The 16,497-nt window shown below is 65.8% G+C and carries 17 protein-coding genes; 6 read left to right on the top strand and 11 right to left on the bottom strand.

All coding sequences use genetic code 11. The annotated features are described in order from the left end of the window. The first annotated feature begins 71 nt into the window (after positions 1–71). Together K226_RS0102610 and K226_RS0102605 are read left to right on the top strand one after the other, a co-directional pair. Positions 72–1,751: a long-chain-fatty-acid--CoA ligase gene (locus tag K226_RS0102610; protein WP_024813316.1), complete on the top strand. Its 1,680-nt coding sequence runs from the start codon at positions 72–74 to the stop codon at positions 1,749–1,751. A 189-nt stretch (positions 1,752–1,940) separates the two neighbouring features. Further along, positions 1,941–2,690, top strand: coding sequence for a 5'-methylthioadenosine/adenosylhomocysteine nucleosidase (locus tag K226_RS0102605; RefSeq protein WP_024813315.1), 750 nt, complete (start codon positions 1,941–1,943; stop codon positions 2,688–2,690). 258 nt (positions 2,691–2,948) lie between these two features. Here K226_RS0102605 and corA read toward each other — a convergent pair whose 3' ends face one another. The 4 genes from corA to tsaB form a co-directional block, all read right to left on the bottom strand. Beyond that, positions 2,949–3,935, bottom strand: coding sequence for a magnesium/cobalt transporter CorA (gene corA, locus K226_RS0102600; RefSeq protein WP_024813314.1), 987 nt, complete (start codon positions 3,933–3,935; stop codon positions 2,949–2,951). A gap of 190 nt (positions 3,936–4,125) precedes the next feature. Beyond that, a complete protein-coding gene (locus K226_RS0102595; RefSeq protein ID WP_024813313.1) occupies positions 4,126–4,911 on the bottom strand; it encodes a uracil-DNA glycosylase family protein in 786 nt (261 codons plus the stop codon). 42 nt (positions 4,912–4,953) lie between these two features. Next, positions 4,954–5,433, bottom strand: a complete 480-nt coding sequence (rimI, locus tag K226_RS0102590; RefSeq protein ID WP_024813312.1) for a ribosomal protein S18-alanine N-acetyltransferase — start codon at positions 5,431–5,433, stop codon at positions 4,954–4,956. A gap of 16 nt (positions 5,434–5,449) precedes the next feature. Then, on the bottom strand, positions 5,450–6,184 hold the full coding sequence (gene tsaB / locus K226_RS0102585) for a tRNA (adenosine(37)-N6)-threonylcarbamoyltransferase complex dimerization subunit type 1 TsaB (protein ID WP_024813311.1): 735 nt from the start codon (positions 6,182–6,184) through the stop codon (positions 5,450–5,452). 103 nt (positions 6,185–6,287) lie between these two features. Here tsaB and dacB point away from each other — a divergent pair, with 103 nt between their 5' ends. From dacB to K226_RS0102570, 3 genes are all read left to right on the top strand, one after another. Continuing rightward, on the top strand, positions 6,288–7,730 hold the full coding sequence (gene dacB, locus K226_RS0102580; protein ID WP_024813310.1) for a D-alanyl-D-alanine carboxypeptidase/D-alanyl-D-alanine-endopeptidase: 1,443 nt from the start codon (positions 6,288–6,290) through the stop codon (positions 7,728–7,730). Between the two features lie 20 nt (positions 7,731–7,750). Continuing rightward, positions 7,751–8,020 (top strand): SemiSWEET transporter, encoded by a 270-nt coding sequence (locus K226_RS0102575; protein WP_024813309.1) that lies wholly within the window; start codon positions 7,751–7,753, stop codon positions 8,018–8,020. 128 nt (positions 8,021–8,148) lie between these two features. After that, positions 8,149–9,456, top strand: coding sequence for a lipase family protein (locus K226_RS0102570; RefSeq protein ID WP_024813308.1), 1,308 nt, complete (start codon positions 8,149–8,151; stop codon positions 9,454–9,456). Between the two features lie 71 nt (positions 9,457–9,527). On the opposite strand, the gene K226_RS0102565 is transcribed toward K226_RS0102570, so the two are convergent. From K226_RS0102565 to purE, 4 genes are all read right to left on the bottom strand, one after another. Next, positions 9,528–10,481: an SGNH/GDSL hydrolase family protein gene (locus tag K226_RS0102565; protein ID WP_024813307.1), complete on the bottom strand. Its 954-nt coding sequence runs from the start codon at positions 10,479–10,481 to the stop codon at positions 9,528–9,530. Positions 10,482–10,559: 78 nt separating this feature from the next. Further along, positions 10,560–11,576 carry an L-threonylcarbamoyladenylate synthase gene (locus K226_RS0102560; protein ID WP_024813306.1) on the bottom strand — a complete coding sequence of 339 codons (1,017 nt, stop codon included), beginning with the start codon at positions 11,574–11,576 and terminating at the stop codon, positions 10,560–10,562. A 2-nt stretch (positions 11,577–11,578) separates the two neighbouring features. Beyond that, positions 11,579–12,745 carry a 5-(carboxyamino)imidazole ribonucleotide synthase gene (locus K226_RS0102555; RefSeq protein WP_024813305.1) on the bottom strand — a complete coding sequence of 389 codons (1,167 nt, stop codon included), beginning with the start codon at positions 12,743–12,745 and terminating at the stop codon, positions 11,579–11,581. Continuing rightward, on the bottom strand, positions 12,742–13,236 hold the full coding sequence (gene purE / locus K226_RS0102550) for a 5-(carboxyamino)imidazole ribonucleotide mutase (protein ID WP_024813304.1): 495 nt from the start codon (positions 13,234–13,236) through the stop codon (positions 12,742–12,744). Before purE ends, K226_RS0102555 begins: the two co-directional genes overlap by 4 nt. 154 nt (positions 13,237–13,390) lie before the next feature. Here purE and trxA point away from each other — a divergent pair, with 154 nt between their 5' ends. Continuing rightward, positions 13,391–14,299, top strand: a complete 909-nt coding sequence (trxA, locus tag K226_RS0102545) for a thioredoxin (RefSeq protein ID WP_024813303.1) — start codon at positions 13,391–13,393, stop codon at positions 14,297–14,299. A 41-nt stretch (positions 14,300–14,340) separates the two neighbouring features. Here the strand turns inward: trxA and K226_RS0102540 are convergent, their stop codons facing one another. From K226_RS0102540 to K226_RS0102530, 3 genes are all read right to left on the bottom strand, one after another. Further along, entirely contained in the window at positions 14,341–14,718 is a 378-nt protein-coding gene (locus tag K226_RS0102540; RefSeq protein ID WP_024813302.1) for a ribbon-helix-helix domain-containing protein, read from the bottom strand. Between the two features lie 90 nt (positions 14,719–14,808). Continuing rightward, positions 14,809–15,369 carry a DJ-1/PfpI family protein gene (locus tag K226_RS0102535; RefSeq protein WP_024813301.1) on the bottom strand — a complete coding sequence of 187 codons (561 nt, stop codon included), beginning with the start codon at positions 15,367–15,369 and terminating at the stop codon, positions 14,809–14,811. 146 nt (positions 15,370–15,515) lie between these two features. Beyond that, a complete protein-coding gene (locus K226_RS0102530; protein WP_024813300.1) occupies positions 15,516–16,436 on the bottom strand; it encodes a phosphoribosylaminoimidazolesuccinocarboxamide synthase in 921 nt (306 codons plus the stop codon). Positions 16,437–16,497: the final 61 nt, after the last annotated feature.

Genomic DNA, 16,497 nt, shown 5'->3' with positions numbered 1-16,497 from the left:
AAGCACGATCGTGCTGAGAAACATCAGCGTGCTTTTGTGATCACAATGAACCTTATCAGGAGACAATGAAAATGACCGACCGCCCCTGGCTGGCCGCCTATCCGCAAGGCGTTCCCGCTGATGTTGACCTGTCCAAATACCCATCCCTCGTCGCCCTCATGGACGAGGCATTCACCAAGTACGCCGACCGTATTGCCTACAGCTTCATGGGCAAGGACGTCACGTATGCCCAGACCGATTCGCTGAGCAACGCCTTCGCGGCCTACCTGCAGGGCTTGGGCCTGGTCAAGGGCGACCGCGTGGCCATCATGATGCCCAACGTGCCGCAGTACCCCGTCACGGTGGCGGCCATCCTGCGAGCCGGTTTTGTGGTGGTGAATGTGAACCCGCTGTACACACCGCGCGAGCTGGAGCACCAGCTCAAGGATTCGGGTGCCAAGGCCATCGTGATCATCGAGAACTTTGCCACCACGCTGGAGCAATGCCTGGTCCACACACCCGTCAAGCATGTGGTGCTGTGCTCCATGGGAGACCAGCTGGGCATACTCAAAGGCACGCTGGTCAACTACGTGGTGCGCAACGTCAAAAAGATGGTGCCCGCCTTCAACCTGCCAGGCGCAGTGCGTTTCAATGACGCAGTGGCGCAGGGCGCACGCGGTGCGTTCAAGAAACCCGACATCAAGCCCGACGACATTGCGCTGCTGCAATATACCGGCGGCACCACTGGCGTGAGCAAGGGCGCCATCCTGCTGCACCGCAACGTGATCGCCAATGTGCTGCAGTCAGAGGCCTGGAACGACCCGGTGATGACCAAGGTGCCCGAGGGTGAGCAACCCACCAGCATCTGCGCGCTGCCGCTGTACCACATCTTCGCGTTCACCGTGAACATGATGCTGTCCATGCGCACGGGCGGCAAAACCATCCTGATCCCCAATCCGCGCGACCTGCCTGCCGTGCTCAAAGAGCTGTCCAAGCACACCTTCCACAGCTTTCCGGCCGTGAACACGCTGTTCAACGGGCTGGCCAACCACCCCGACTTCAACACCGTCAACTGGAAGAACCTCAAGGTTTCCGTGGGCGGGGGCATGGCCGTGCAAGGTGCGGTGGCCAAACTGTGGCTCGAAAAAACGGGCTGCCCGATCTGCGAGGGCTACGGTCTGTCGGAAACCAGCCCCTCGGCCAGTTGCAACCCGGTGACCGCTAAAGAGTTCACCGGCACCATCGGTGTGCCCTTGCCCAACACCTACATGAAGCTGCTCGATGACGAAGGCCACGAGGTCACCACCCTCGGTCAGCCCGGCGAAATTGCCATCAAGGGACCCCAGGTGATGGCGGGCTACTGGCAGCGCCCCGACGAAACCGCCAAGGTCATGACCGAAGACGGCTATTTCAAGTCCGGCGACATCGGCGTTGTGGACGAGCGCGGCTACTTCAAGATCGTTGACCGCAAAAAGGACATGGTGCTGGTCAGCGGCTTCAACGTGTATCCGAACGAGGTCGAAGAGGTGGTGGCCAACTGCCCTGGCGTTCTGGAATGCGCCGTAGTGGGCGTGCCCGACGAAAAATCGGGCGAGGCCGTCAAGCTGGTGATCGTCAAGAGGTCGGAAGACCTCACCGAAGCCGATGTGCGCGAATACTGCCGCCATGAACTCACGGGCTACAAGCAGCCCAAGGTGATCGAGTTCCGTACCGAGCTGCCCAAGACTCCCGTCGGGAAAATCCTGCGGCGCGAACTGCGCGACAAGAAGTAACGCGTTTTTGCCGCCAGCCAACGCGAGGAGGTCTACGTGATCTTCCCGCGTCGCCTGTTTGCAGGCCACCACGCTCACGGCGTGGATGGCGTGCACAACGGGAACTGAGTTTTTCTGGCCGCTTCGTGCGGCCGCCAGACCCTGGTGCCTGACAGCCCAGGGTTTTTTTATGCAGAAATAATGGGGCCTATGACCACCGCCATCCTCAGCGCTCTTCCCGAAGAACAATCCAGCCTTGTCGCCCTGTTGCAGGCGCCGCAGCGCAGGGTGCACGCGGGGCGTGTTTTCTGGACGGGGATGCTGCACGGCAAAAGCGTGGTGCTGGCGCTCTCGGGCATTGGCAAGGTGGCGGCCGCCACCACGGCCACGGCGCTGATCGAGCGGTTTGGTGCGGCCCGCATCGTGTTTACCGGTGTGGCCGGTGGCGTGGGTGATGGTGTGCGCGTGGGCGATGTGGTGGTGGCGCAGGACTATGTGCAGCACGACATGGACGCCTCGCCGCTGTTCCCGCGCTGGGAGCTGCCGGGCTACGCGCGTGCACGGCTGGCCTGCGATGTGGCTTTGTCTGCTCTTCTTTTGGAAGCTGCCCGCGCTTGTTTGGTAAGCGCTGAGGGCCTATTTGATTCAAATAATGGCCACACTGCCCAGCAGGTGCACCACGGCCTGATGGCCAGCGGTGACCGCTTTGTCTCGGCCGCGCACGAGTCGGACCGGCTGCGCACCGCGCTGCGCGAAGCGGGCCACGACGTGCTGGCCGTAGAAATGGAGGGCGCCGCCGTGGCCCAGGTGTGCCTGGACTATGGCGTGCCGTTTGCGGCGGTGCGCACCATCTCCGACCGCGCCGACGACGCCGCGCATGGCGACTTTGCGCTGTTTGTGCAGACCGTTGCCAGCCGCTACGCCGATCACATGGTGCAGACGTTTCTACAAAAACTATGAAATTAATAGCTGTCAGCGCTTTGCTGATAAGCGCTAGCGGCCTATTTGACTAGTATTTGACTGGCAGGCGCCTCAGATCACTGGAGCACGACCGTTGAAAGTGATGACCACCAGCGCGTGATCAATAAACGCCATCAGCAAAGCTGACTGCCCGTAAAAACTGGCGGACCCTAGGCCAGCGCCACCGCGGAACCGGCTTCGCCGGGCCGCTGGAGGCGTCCCCCCTCGGGGGGGAAGGCGCGCAGCGCCACAGGGGGGCTACTTCAACCAGCCGCGCTTGCGGAAGTACCACATGGGGCCCAGCGCGCTGGCCAGCATCAGCAGCAGCGCGTAGGGGTAGCCCCACTCCTTGGCCAGCTCGGGCATGTGCTGAAAGTTCATGCCGTACACGCTGGCAATCAGCGTGGGCGGCAGCAGCGCCACACTGGCCACCGAGAAGATCTTGATGATCTTGTTCTGGTTGATGTTGATGAAACCGACCGTTGCGTCCATCAAAAAGTTGATCTTGTCGAACAAAAAGGCCGTGTGGCTGTCCAGCGACTCGATGTCGCGCAAAATCTGCCGCGCTTCCTCGAACTGGTTGGAGTTGAGCATCTTGCTGCGCATCATGAAGCTGACGGCGCGGCGCGTGTCCATCACGTTGCGGCGGATGCGGCCGTTCAAGTCTTCCTGGCGGGCGATGGCGCCCAGCACTTCACCGGCGCGGGTGTCGGTCACGTCACCGGCCAGCACCTGCTTGCTCACCTTTTCCAGTTCGTCGTAGATGTTTTCCAGCGTGTCGGCTGAATATTCTGCGTCGGCATCGAACAGCGCGAGCAGCACTTCCTTGGCATCCTCGATCAGGCCCGGCGCCCGGCGTGCGCGCATGCGCAGCAGGCGGAACACGGGCACGTCTTCATCGTGAATGGAGAACAGGACGCCCTTGCTTTTCAGGTCTGAGTTGGTCAGGTTCAGGATGAAGGCCACGCGCACCGAGCGCGGCTGCTCGTTGTCGTCAATGAGAAAGTCGCTGCGAATGTGCAGGTCGCCGTTGTCTTCTTCGTAGAAGCGGGCGGATTCCTCAATGTCCTCGTCCATCGCGTCTTCGGGGATGGACAGGCCGTAGTGCTGTTTGATCCAGCGCTTTTCTTCGACCGTGGGGTTTTCCAGATCCACCCAGATGGGCTGGAAGCGGGTCAGCTCCTCCAGCGATTCGATCTCTTCCTGAAACAGCCGGCCATTGGCAAGCGTGAAGATGTTGAGCATGGGCTCACTCCCTGGTTATATGGCGTCTGCAATGGGTATGGGGTGCTTTCAACCCCACGGCAGGCCGGGAGCTGAAAGCTACCAACTCGGGTAGGTTTCCAAGGAACTGTCTCCGTCAAAAGTTCACGCCGCGGATTATGCATTGCGTTGAAGACACCCGCGCGCTGCGGGACATGGCGCCGGGCGGACGTCAGGGGCGGGCGGTGGCGGCGTGCGCCAGTGACAGCGCGCGGCACAGATCGGCCCAGGCAGCCCCCTTGTAGCCCTGGGAGCGCAGCAAAAAGGCGGGGTCGTAGGTGACGATCGCCGGGCAGCCCGCCAGCTGGTGCAGCTCGGCACGCAGGCGGCCCAGGGGCTCGGTACGTCCCAGCGCCGCTCGGGCTGCCACATGGCCCAGCACCAGCACCATGGCGGGGCGCAGGGTGGCCACCATCTCATTCAGTGCCGGCGCTATCTCGAGGGCGTTGGTTGCGTTGCCGGCCTGCGGGCGCTCCAGCGCCGCCAGAAACACGCGGGGGTGGCGGTGCAGTTGCATGGCCCGCAGCATGTTGTCCAGCAGGCGGCCCGCGTCGCCCGCCAGGGGCTCCGTGGGCGAGAGGCTCTCGGCAACCACCAGCCATCCGGCGCCCAGCCCGGCAGGCGTTTGCGCCGGATCGGCCGTGGGGTACAGCGCCTGCGCTGCGTGCAGGACCAATGCGGGCGTGGGGCTGCCGTCCTGGGGTGCTGGCGGCCTGGGTGCGGGGGCGCCGCCCGGAGCGGCTGCGCGTTGTTCCCGCACGGCACGCGGTGTCGCCGCGGTGTCGCCCCCCGCAGCCGCCACGGCGGGGGCGGGCGTGGGGGGCTCGGCTGCTGTCCCCTGGCTGCGGGCGGCATCGTTCACGGGCGCTGGGGCCGCAGACACTTGGGCGGGCGCCCAGATGGTGACGCCCATCTCTTGCAGCATGGCGCGCTGGCGCGCATCGAGGTGAAGGCTCATAAAGACAGGTTCATAACGGCAGGCACAGGGCGGTCGGTGGGCTCACAGGGGCAGGCTCATGACGACGGCGTCTTCGCGCTGGCCTGCGGGGGCAGGGTAGTAGCGCTTGCGTTCGCCCACGCGACGAAAGCCATGGGCCTGGTAGACATGCAGGGCGCGCTCGTTGCTCACGCGCACTTCAAGCCAGAGCCACTGGGCGCCCCGCCCACGCGCCCACAGCGCCAGGGCGTCCAGCAGCACGCGGGCCCAGCCCTGCTTCTGGTAGGCCGGGGCTACGGTGATATTGAGCAAATGCACCTCGTCCACACCCATCATGGCCACGAAGTAGCCCAACAAGTGGTCGCCCGCCACCAGCAACTGGGTCTGGTAACCCGAGGCCATGGCGTCGGTGAAATTGCCCCGCGTCCAGGGGTGGGAATAGGCGGTGAATTCGACGTCCAGCACGTCGTCCAGTCGCGCCAGCGTGAGCGGCTCAAAGCGTGCCTCGGGGGCGCTGGCGAGGGGCGAGACGACGGCGTTCATGGTGCAGGTGGGTGGCTTATGTGGCTTGTGCAGCGGATGCGGCCTGGGCTGCACGCAGGGCGGCCCGCTCGGCGGTGGTTTGCGCCACTTTATCGCGGATGTAGCGGGGCAGCGCCTCGCTGGCAGGCACGGCGCCGCCTGCGGCGAGCAAGGCCGGTGCCAGGCGCAACAGGGCCGTGGCGGTGGGCAGCGCGCTGGCGTGCAGGGCGCTGGGGGCCAGGCGTTCTGCATAGGCGGCCTGGGCGTTGCCGGCCAGTGTCCAGCCTGTGGGCACCCGCACGGCCTCAGGGGCGCACAGGCCGAAATCCCCGTCGGTGCGCCAATGGCCGGCAGTGCCGCCCTGGGCCGGCAGCCATTCGCAGTGCGCCACGTACACCTCGTCCATGCGTGCATCCAGCACCGCCACCACCTGGGTGCAGCCATGCTGGTGACGGGCTTCTTCGGCCACCGCGAGCAGGGTGTCTACCGGTAGCACCGGCACGCCCGCGCCGCCGCGCGCACCAAAGGCCAATCCCTGGGCCACCGCGCAGGCCGTGCGCAAGCCGGTAAATGACCCCGGGCCGCGGCCAAAAACAATGGCATCCAGTGTGGAAAACGACATCCCGGCCTGCGCCAGCAGGCTGCGAATGGCCGGAATCAGCGTGGCCGAGGCCTGCGAGCCACCCGGCCCGGTGTGTTGCCACACGGCGCCTCCCGCCTGTACGGCAATGGAGACGGTGTCGGTGCTGGTGTCAAAGGCAAGCAGGTTCATGGGGCCGGGAGGGTATGGGTTCGGAGGGCAATTATCAGGGGCACGCTGCTGCGGGCGCCAGGCTTGCCGCCAGGCGAGAGTGCCCCGGCGATAGACTTGGCCGATGATGTTTGTTCCTGTGGGCTGCCGCGCAGCCGTTGTGCGCTGGTGTTTTGGGTGCCTACTCCTCGTTGGCGGTGCAGTCCCGGCGCAAGTGCTGGTGCCACTGCCCCCCGAGGTGGAGGCCGCACTGGCGCGAGCCCGCTTGCCCCGTGACGCCCTGTCGGTGCTGGTGGTGGACGCGCAGGGCGGCCGCCAGGCGCCCAGGCTGGCGCACCGCGCACAGGTGGCCATGAACCCCGCTTCGGTCATGAAGCTCGTGACCACCTATGCAGCGCTCGACCTGCTGGGCCCCGCACACACCTGGAGCACACCGGTGTATGTGGACGGCGTGGTGCAGGGCGGCAGCCTCAAGGGCAACGTCCATATCCAGGGGCAGGGTGACCCCAAGCTGGTCATGGAGCGCCTGTGGCTGCTGCTGCGCCGCCTGCAGGGCCAGGGTATCCAGGTCATCGTGGGCGATATCGTGCTGGACCGCACCGCCTTTGACGTGCCCGAGCACGATGCAGCCCGCTTCGATGGCGAACCGCTGCGCCCCTACAACGCGGCGCCCGACGCTTTGCTGATGAACTACAACGCGGTGGCCATGACTTTGGTGCCCGATGCGGCCGCCGGGCTGGCGCGCATCCAGTACGACCCGCCGCTTGCCGGCGTGCAGCGCCAGGCCACGGTGCCGCTGGCGACGCCCGGCACCGCGTGCGGTGACTGGCGCGCCGCCCTGCGGGCCGAGCTGTCCGATCCGGCGCGCGTCGCATTTCAGGGTGTCTATCCGGCCAGTTGTGGCGAGCGCGTGTGGGCGGCGGCGTACCCTGATGCCAAGAGCTTTGCCGCACGCGCCGTAGAGGGCATGTGGCGCGAGTTGGGCGGCAAGCTCACGGGCAGCGTGCGTGATGGCAAGGTGCCTGCGGGGCTCAAGCCCGTGTTTGTGGCCACATCGCCCGCTCTGGCCGAGGTGGTGCGCGACGTGAACAAATACAGCAACAACGTGATGGCGCAGCAACTCTTTCTCACACTGGCACTGCGCCAAAATGGCGCGGCCACGTTCGACGGTGCTCGCGCTGCATTGCGCCAGTGGTGGCAGGCCCGGCTGGGCGATGCCGAACCGCCAGCGCCCGAAAACGGCGCGGGCCTGAGCCGCGACGCACGCATCAGCGCCCAGGCCTTGGCGCGCATGTTGCAGCTGGCCTGGCAGTCGCCGGTGATGCCCGAGCTGGTGTCGTCCTTGCCGATTGCCGGCGTGGACGGCACGCTGCGCCGCAGCCAGAGCCGTGCAGGCACTGCCCACCTCAAAACCGGCAGCCTGCGCGACGTGATGGCCGTTGCGGGCTATGTGCATGCCGCCAGCGGCCGCCGCTATGTGCTGGTGGCCATCGTCAACCACCCCCAGGCGGGCGGCGCGCGACCAGTGCTTGATGCGCTGGTGGACTGGACTGCGCGCGATCAATAGCCCCGGATGCCCACACCACCATGCCCCTCCACGACCTCATCGGCTACCTGGCTGCGGCCCTGACCACCTGCAGCTTTTTGCCGCAGGCGCTGCACACGTTCCGCACCCGCGATGTCAGCGGTATCTCGCTGGGCATGTACAGCACCTTCACGCTGGGCGTGGCGTTGTGGCTGGCTTACGGGGTGGCGCTGGCGGCCTGGCCCATCGTGGTGGCCAATGCCATCACACTGGCGCTGGCGGGTGCCATCCTTGGCATGAAGCTGCGCTACGGCGCGCGCTGCCGGGCCTGAAGCTCCCCCCCCCCCCAGGGTGTCGCCCAGGCGTCTTTGCAAGGGTGCGGTCGGCGTAATTCCCTATGGATGCTGCAGTGCAGGTGCGCGCACGATGCGTCGCTGTTCTTACTCCAAGGGATTTCTTCATGACGTATTTCCGCCTCACTTGTGTTGCCACCGCTGCGGTGTTGCTTGTTGCCTGCGGGGGCTCGGACGGCCCCCAGCGTGGGGATCTGGTGGATGCGCCCGCCACGTTGGCCACGCTGACTGCCGCGCAGATCGATGCCGCGACCGCAGGCAGCGGCCTGCAGGCCATCAGCGGCAAGGCCAAATGCGATGTCAAGGTGGTGGGGTTGAACTACTCCACGGTGGGCGCACGGGCCGGTGAACAAACCAATTCATCGGGCGTCATGCTGGTGCCCGCGGGCAGCTGCACGGGCGCTGCGGCCCTGGTGGCCTATGCGAAGGGCACCGATGTGCAAAAAAACCGCACGCTGGCCAATCCGCAAGACAGCGAAACCTTTCTGCTGGCGGCCATGTATGCCGCCCAGGGCTATGCGGTGGTGGCCACGGATTACCTTGGTTTTGCCAAGTCCACCTACAGTTACCACCCCTATCTGCACGCAGACTCCGAAGCCACGACGGTGCTGGACTCGGTTCGCGCCGCGCGGGCGGCCGCGTCCAGTGTGGGTGCCAACCTGTCGGGCAAAGTGATGTTCACCGGCTATTCGCAAGGTGGGCACGCGTCCATGGCGGCGCAGCGCGCAGCCGAGCGGGACTACGGCACCGAATTCAACGTGGTGGCCGGTGCCCATCTGGCAGGACCTTACAACTTGTCGGGCTCGTTGCGCGTGCCCGACGCGATAGCCGGGGTGCAGTTCTTCGTGCCTTACCTGGTGACCTCATGGCAAAAGGTGTACGGCACGGTGTACACGGATGTGAAGACGGCTTTCAAGACGCCATATTCCGACTACATCGAGAGCCTGCTGCCCAACCCCACGCTGAACTACACCACGCTGGTCACCACCGGCAAGCTGCCCGGCGGCCCCGGTGTCACGCCCAACCAGGCCCGGGACCTCGTGTTCCAGCCCGAATTCCTGGCTGCAGCCCAGGCGGGTGGCTCCAACCCGTTGTTCGTGGCGGCCCAAAAGAACGACCTGCTGGGCTGGAACCCCAAGGCCCGGGTGCTCCTGTGCGGAGGCGCGGGTGATCCCACCGTGCCGCCTGCCATCCACCAGCGGGCCATGAAGGCCGACTTTGACAGCCGGGGACTGAGCAATGTGGCCTCGGTGGATGTCGATGCCCTGGTTCAGGCCACGTATGGACCAGGCGGCAAAGCGCCCACCGACCCCGCATCGGCGGCCTTTGCCACGTATTACGGCAACTACCACGGCACCTACGAGCCGCCGTTCTGTCACGCCCAGGCGCGCGCAGTGTTTGATGCCGTCAAATAAGCGGCTTGCGCTTTGGGCATGAAAAAAGCCGACCTCAGGGTCGGCTTTTTTGTGTGCGGTGTGGCTGCGGCTTACCAGCGGGCCCGCAGGCGGTCGTACGCGTAGTCGCCCAGCTGGCGGTGGGCCGATGGCGTCAGGTAGACCGCGTCGGCAAACACATACTTGTTCTGGTTGGCACTGGGGAGCAAGGTGGCGGTGGTGCACAAGGCCGAGTTGACCTGGCCGGTGCCGATGCCAATGCCGTTGCCGGCATCCACCGAGGTGCATACCGGTGTGGTGGCGTTGTCAAAACTGTACGAGCCGGGCGAGCTGGTGTACAGATTGACGTAGTAGGCCGCATCGACATACAGCACATTCGCGCCCAGATCGACGATGTTCACCAGCAGCCCCTCGTTGAATCGGCTGCTGGCATCGTTGAGCAGGCTGGTCTGGCTGATGGCCGTGGCCCATGGCGTCTTGCCCAGGTCGTAGGTGCCGGTCACCACCACATGCTTGGCCCCAGCGTTGACGAGGCGGCGCACCTGCGTGGCCAGTTCCTGGCCTGCCTTGCGTGCTGACGCCACCATGTCGGCGGGGGCGATGGTGCCGGCGCGCACGGCAGCCATGCCTACGATCAGGTCGCTGGCCCCGGCGTTGATGAACACCACGTCGTTGGCGCCAAAGGCGCCGCCGGCCAGAAAGCGGTCAATTTGTTCGGTGACAGTGAGGGTGGTCGCATCGCCAGCCACGTCGGGCTTGGCGGTGATGCGTGCGTTGCCCGCTGCGTAGCTCAGGCCACCCGATGCCACGGGCGTGATCGTCTTGCCGTAGCGCGAGGCGAGCTGCTGCGTCCAGTTGCTGACGGAGCCATCGTTGACGGTGTAGCGCGATCCCTTTTGCCCCACATCGGTGAAGGCATCGCCAAAGGCAATGAAGCGGTCGGGCGTGAGTTCCGAATCCGTGGTGCTGGAACCACAGGCCGCGAGCAATGCTGCCGACGCACATGCGGCGACCATCACGGTGCGGCGCATCCAATTTGTTGCCATGTATTTCTCCAGATAAGTGGGGGTTAGTTTAACGACGCACAGCCAGCGCATGTAAAGCAAACAGGCAGGCAAGCCGGCTCAGGCCGCGGCCGCGCGCTGCAGCCGGTCGCGCACGCCTTCCCAGTCGGGGGTGGCGGGGGGGGTCTCGATCCAGATCAGTTTCACGGCCTGGTCATCAAAGCCACGCAGCACGGCAAAAAGTTGCTGGGCGGTGGCGCTGGCGTCATCGGGCATGCGCCGCACGACCAGCTTTGACGAGCGGGTGCGCAGTGCGCTTCGGGCATAGACGGCGATGTGGGCAGCGTCAGCGCCCAGCAGGTCCAGCGCGGTTTGCAGCGCCTTGGCGTCCATCAGGCGCACCTTGGCAGCGGGGGCGTAATGGGCCTCCAGCGTGCCCGACGCGCGCGGGGTCAGCGCGGGAAGCTCTTCTTTCGATAGCGGTTGCATGCCGCAAACCGCGGCAATCTGTTCCCGCGAGATGGCCCCCGGGCGCAGCAGCACCGGCACGCCGCGCGTGCAGTCCACGATGGTGGATTCAATGCCCACATCGCAGGGCCCGCCATCGAGCACCAGCAGATCGGCGCCCAGTTCGTCCTGCACATGCTGTGCCGTGGTGGGGCTCACACGGCCAAAGCGGTTGGCGCTGGGCGCGGCCAGCCCCCACACCGGCGGCCCGCCGAGTTTGGGGCCATCACCAGTTGCGGAGCAGGCCTGCAGCACCGCATGGGCCACGGGGTGGGCGGGGCAGCGCAGGCCCACGCTGTCCTGGCCGCCGGTGGCGGCCGTGGCCACACCGGGCCGGCGCGGCAGGATGAGGGTGAGCGGGCCGGGCCAGAAGGCATCGACCAGCTTTTGCGCAAAGCCGGGCACTTCGCGGGCAAAGTGCGCAATGCCCGAGGCATCGGCCACATGCACGATGAGCGGATGGTCGCTGGGGCGGCCCTTGGCGGCAAAGATCTGCGCCACGGCAGCATCGCTGCTGGCGTCGGCGGCCAGGCCATAAACGGTTTCGGTGGGCAGGCCCAGCAGCGCGCCGCTGCGCACGGCCCGCGCTGCGGCAGCGATGGATTCGGGCAGGGTGCCGTCAAGAATCATGGTCAGAATGGTGCGATGCCCAGCAGGGCCGCCGCCTTCAGTGCCGTTGCGCGTGCCGTTTCGGGGGTGGCTGCGGTGATGTTGAGGTGCCCCATCTTGCGGCCCCGTTTGGCTTCGCGCTTGCCATACAGGTGCAGGTGCGCGCCGGGCAGGGCCAGCACGGCAGCCCACGGGGGTGTCTGCTCGGCATCGCCCTGCGCAAACCATAAGTCGCCCAGCAGGTTGAGCATGACGGCAGCGCTGTGCTGGCGCGGCTGCACCAGCGGCAGGCCCGCCATGGTGCGCACCTGCAGCTCAAACTGCGACACGTCGCAGGCGTTCTGGCTGTAGTGGCCGCTGTTGTGCGGGCGCGGGGCGATTTCGTTCACCACCAGGCTGCCGTCTTGTAGCACAAAGAACTCCACACACAGCACGCCCACATACTGCAAGCCGTTTGCTATCGAAATAGCAGCTTTTGCCGCTTGTTGGATAAGCGCTTGAGGCATATTTTGCTCATAAACCTCGGTCACGGCCAGGATGCCGTCGCGGTGCAGGTTGCGCTGCACGGGCAGGTGCACGGCGGCGCCGTCGGCACCGCGCGCCACGATCACTGAACATTCCAGCGCCAGCGGCAGCATTTTTTCGAGCACGCAAGGCACGGAGCCGACCGACGCCCAGGCAGCGGCCAGTTCGGCGGCGGTTTTGACGCGCACCTGGCCTTTGCCGTCATAGCCCATGCGGGCGGTTTTCAGAATCCCCGGCAGCAGATCGGGCGCCACGGCAGCCAGTTGTTCGGCCGTCTCGATCACGGCATAGGGCGCACAGGGCACACCGCAGGCGACGAAGTGGGCCTTCTCCTGTGCACGGTCCTGCGCCACGGCCACTGCGCTGGCATCGGGCGACACGGGGCGCAGCGCGGCCAGGGTGGCCAGAGCGGCAGCGGGCACATTCTCGAATTCGGTGGTCACCGCATCCGACAGGCGGGCCAGCTCGGCCAGGCCTTTCGGGTCTTCATAGCCCGTCTGGATATGGTGGTGGCTTACCAGCCCGGCCGGGCTGGTCGGGTCGGCGTCGAGCACGGCGGTGAAGTAGCCCATGGCCTGGGCCTGGTGCACGAACATGCGGCCCAGCTGGCCGCCGCCGAGCACGCCCAGCGTCGATCCCGGCAAGAGAGGTTTGTTGGGGCTCATGCGGCGGGCGGCAGGGTCATGTTGCGCGCCACTTCCGTCTGCTCGGCGCGGAAGGCTTCGAGGCGCTGGCGCAACTCGGGACTCTCGTTGGCGAGCAGGGCCACGGCAAACAGGGCGGCATTGGCCGCGCCCGCCGTGCCAATGGCGAATGTGGCCACAGGTATGCCCTTGGGCATCTGCACGATGGAATGCAGTGAATCCACGCCCTGCAGGTGGCGGCTGGCCACCGGCACGCCCAGCACGGGCACGGGGGTCTTGGCCGCGATCATGCCCGGCAGATGGGCAGCGCCCCCGGCCCCGGCGATGATGGCCTTGAGGCCCCGGCCTGCGGCGGCCTCGGCATACGCAAACATGTCGTCGGGCATGCGGTGGGCCGAGACCACGCGGGCCTCATGTCCGATGCCGAACTGTTCAAGAATCTGCACTGCATGCTGCATGGTGTCCCAGTCGCTGCTGGAACCCATGACCACGCCGATCTGGATGGGTTTCATGGTGTTGGAGGTGTCGGGCCGCAGGCTGCGCCCGCTGCACCGCTGTAGGTGGAACCCGCGATTTTACTTTTTGCGCTTCCCTTGCTGGCGTGGGGCTGTTTCATTGGGCCAAAATAGCGCGAAATCGCTTAACAGGCCCATGGCCCACACCATCATGATTGACGTCACCGTAGAGAACTTTGAAGCCGAGGTGGTTGCCGCCTCGATGAACGTGCCCGTGCTGGTGGACTTCTGGGCGCCCTGGTGCGGCCCCTGCAAGTCGCTGGGCCCCATCCTCGAAAAGCTCGAAACCGACTACGCGGGCCGCTTCAAGCTGGTCAAGATCGACTCCGATCAGGAGCAGCAACTGGCGGGCATGTTCGGCATCCGCAGCATCCCCACCTGCGTGCTGCTGATGAACGGCCAGCCGGTCGATGGCTTCATGGGCGCGCTGCCCGAGGGCCAGGTGCGCGAATTTCTCGACAAGCATGTGCCATCAGCAGAAGAAGTGGTGGCAGAGGCCGAGGAAGAAGAGGCGCTGGATGCGCTGGCCGAAGGCGACACCGACACCGCCCTGGAAAAGCTGCAGCACGCCGTGGCCACCGACCCTGCCAACGACGACGCACGGTTTGATTACGTCAAGCTGCTGCTGCAACTGGGCCGCGACGATGACGCCAAGGTGGCCTTTGCCCCCGTGATCGCCAAGGCCGCCACCTCGCGCAAGCTCGGGGCCCTCAAGTGCTGGATGGATGCTATTGATTGTCTAGCTGTTGGCGCTTATGGGGAAAGCGCTGGAGCCGAATTTGATGCAAAAATCACCGCCAACAAGCGCGACTTTGACACCCGCTTTGCCCGCGCTCGCTGGCTCATGGCGCAGCAGCGTTGGACCGACGCCATGGACGAGCTGCTTGAAATCCTCATGCGTGACAAGGCCTGGAACGACGAGACTGCCCGCAAGACCTATGTGGCCATCCTGGAAATCATCGAGCCGCCCAAGGTGAAGGTGGCAGAAGGCCAGATTCCCCCCGAAGACCCGGTGGTAGCCACCTACCGCCGACGGCTGTCGAGTGTGGTGCTGAGCTGAAGAGAAGCCACCAAAAATCCCAGGAGCCGAGATGGCCGGGATCAGGCCGCCTGGCGCGGACAGGGGTGCGTGACTGACCGCGCATGCTCCGTGGCCAGCACGCGGCCGGGGTTGAGGCTGCGGATCGGGATCGAACGGTCCTGCGGAATGCCGCCCGACAGCTGCAGCGCCAGGTAGCGCCCGCAGCACACGCGCAGAAACGATGCAAAGTTGTCCACGCTGCCCCGTTCGGCCAGCAATTCATCGTGCAGCCGGGCGCAAAGCTGCGGCACGCTCATGCCGTCGCGCGCGGCAATTTCTTCCAGCACCTGCCAGAACAGGTTCTCCAGCCGGATGCTGGTGGCCACCCCATGCAGACGCACCGAGCGGGCGCGGCAGGTGTAGAGGGCGGGGTCGGCGCTGATAAAGACCTGGCACATGGCGGGCTTCTCCGGGGAGGGCAGAAAACAGGCCCCATCGTGCGCGCCCGCACAGGGGCGCGCAAGCGGGCAAGCCCGGGGGCACCTCGCTCAGTGGGTGATGCGCGTGCCCAGCACCGCCAGAAACTGCGCGATCCAGTCCGGGTGTGCGGGCCAGGCCGGGGCGCTGACCAGGTTGCCGTCGGTGTGTGCCTTGTCCACAGCAATGTCGGCATACTGGCCGCCCGCCAGCTCCACCTCGGCGCGGCAGGCCGGGTAGGCCGAGCAACTGCGCCCCTTGAGCACGCCTGCGCCCGCCAGCAACTGCGCGGCATGGCAGATGGCGGCCACGGGCTTGTCGGCGTCAAAGAAATGCCGCACCGCCGCCAGCACGGCCGGGTAGGTGCGCAGGTATTCGGGCCCGCGCCCGCCGGGCAGCACCAGCGCGTCGTAGTCCTGGGGCTTCACGTCGGCAAAGCTTGCGTTGAGGGTGAAGTTGTGCCCCGGCTTCTCGCTGTAGGTCTGGGCGCCTTCAAAGTCGTGGATCGCGGTCTTGATGTGCTCGCCCGCCTTCTTGTCGGGGCACACGGCGTGTACCTGGTGACCTACGGCCAGCAGCGCCTGAAAGGGCACCATGGTCTCGTAGTCCTCGCAGTAGTCGCCACAGATCATCAGAATTTTTTTCCGGCCATGCGTGTCTCCTGGGTTGTGAATCGGCAGCACCCATTCTTCCGGCAGACGGGCCGGGCGTGGTGTTAGCCGGTTACTACAGCCTGGATTCAGGCTTTCAGCGCACGATGCTGCGCTGCCGCAAGCGATCAGCCCGTCAGCCGCTCCAGCGCCTCGCGGTACTTGGCGGCGGTTTTCTCGATCACGGCCTGGGGCAGGCGCGGGGAGGGCGGCGTTTTGTCCCAGGGCTTGCCGTTGACCTGGGCCTGCTCCAGCCAGTCGCGCACAAACTGCTTGTCGTAGCTGGGCGGGTTTTCGCCCTTGGCAAGGGCTTCGGCATAGCCCTCCACCGGCCAGTAGCGCGAGCTGTCGGGCGTGAGCACTTCGTCCATCAGCACCAGTGTCCCATCCGGGGCCAGGCCGAATTCGAACTTGGTGTCGGCAATGATCATGCCTTTGGTGAGCGCGATCTCTGCGGCGGCCTTGTAGATGGCGATGCTCAGATCGCGGATTTTGGTGGCCAGCTCCAGGCCGATCATCTCGACCGTGCGCTCGAAGGTGATGTTTTCGTCGTGCTCACCCGCTGCCGCCTTCGCCGCAGGGGTGTAGATGGGTTCGGGCAGCCTGGCGGCGTTGGTCAGGCCGGCGGGCAGCGGCACGCCACACACCGATTGCGACGCCTGGTATTCTTTCCAGCCGCTGCCGGCCAGGTAGCCACGCACCACGGCTTCGACCGGGATGGGCTGCAGGCGCTGAACCAGCATCGAGCGGCCGCGCACCTGTGGCACTTCGGCCGGGCTCACCACGCTTTCGGGCGCCTCGCCCGTCAGGTGGTTGGGGCAGATGTGGCCGAGCTTGTCGAACCAGAACAGCGCCATCTGCGTGAGCAGTTCCCCCTTGCCGGGGATGGGCTCGCCCATGATCACGTCAAACGCCGACAGGCGGTCGCTGGCCACCATCAGGATGCGGTCATCTCCCACGGCGTAGTTGTCGCGCACCTTGCCGCGGGCCAGCAGGGGCAGGGAGGTGAGGGCCGAAGTGTGCAGGGCTTGGGGGCTGGGCTGGGTCATGGTGGTAGTGCGGGCAGGCGGAGCGTGAAGAGGGTTCCGTGCCAGGAAAGTGTTAAGGATT

This window comes from Acidovorax sp. JHL-3, assembly GCF_000526295.1.
Lineage (GTDB): Bacteria > Pseudomonadota > Gammaproteobacteria > Burkholderiales > Burkholderiaceae_C > Acidovorax > Acidovorax defluvii.
Note: the sequence above shows the minus strand (reverse complement) of the source record. Positions and strands in the feature narration are given on the sequence as shown.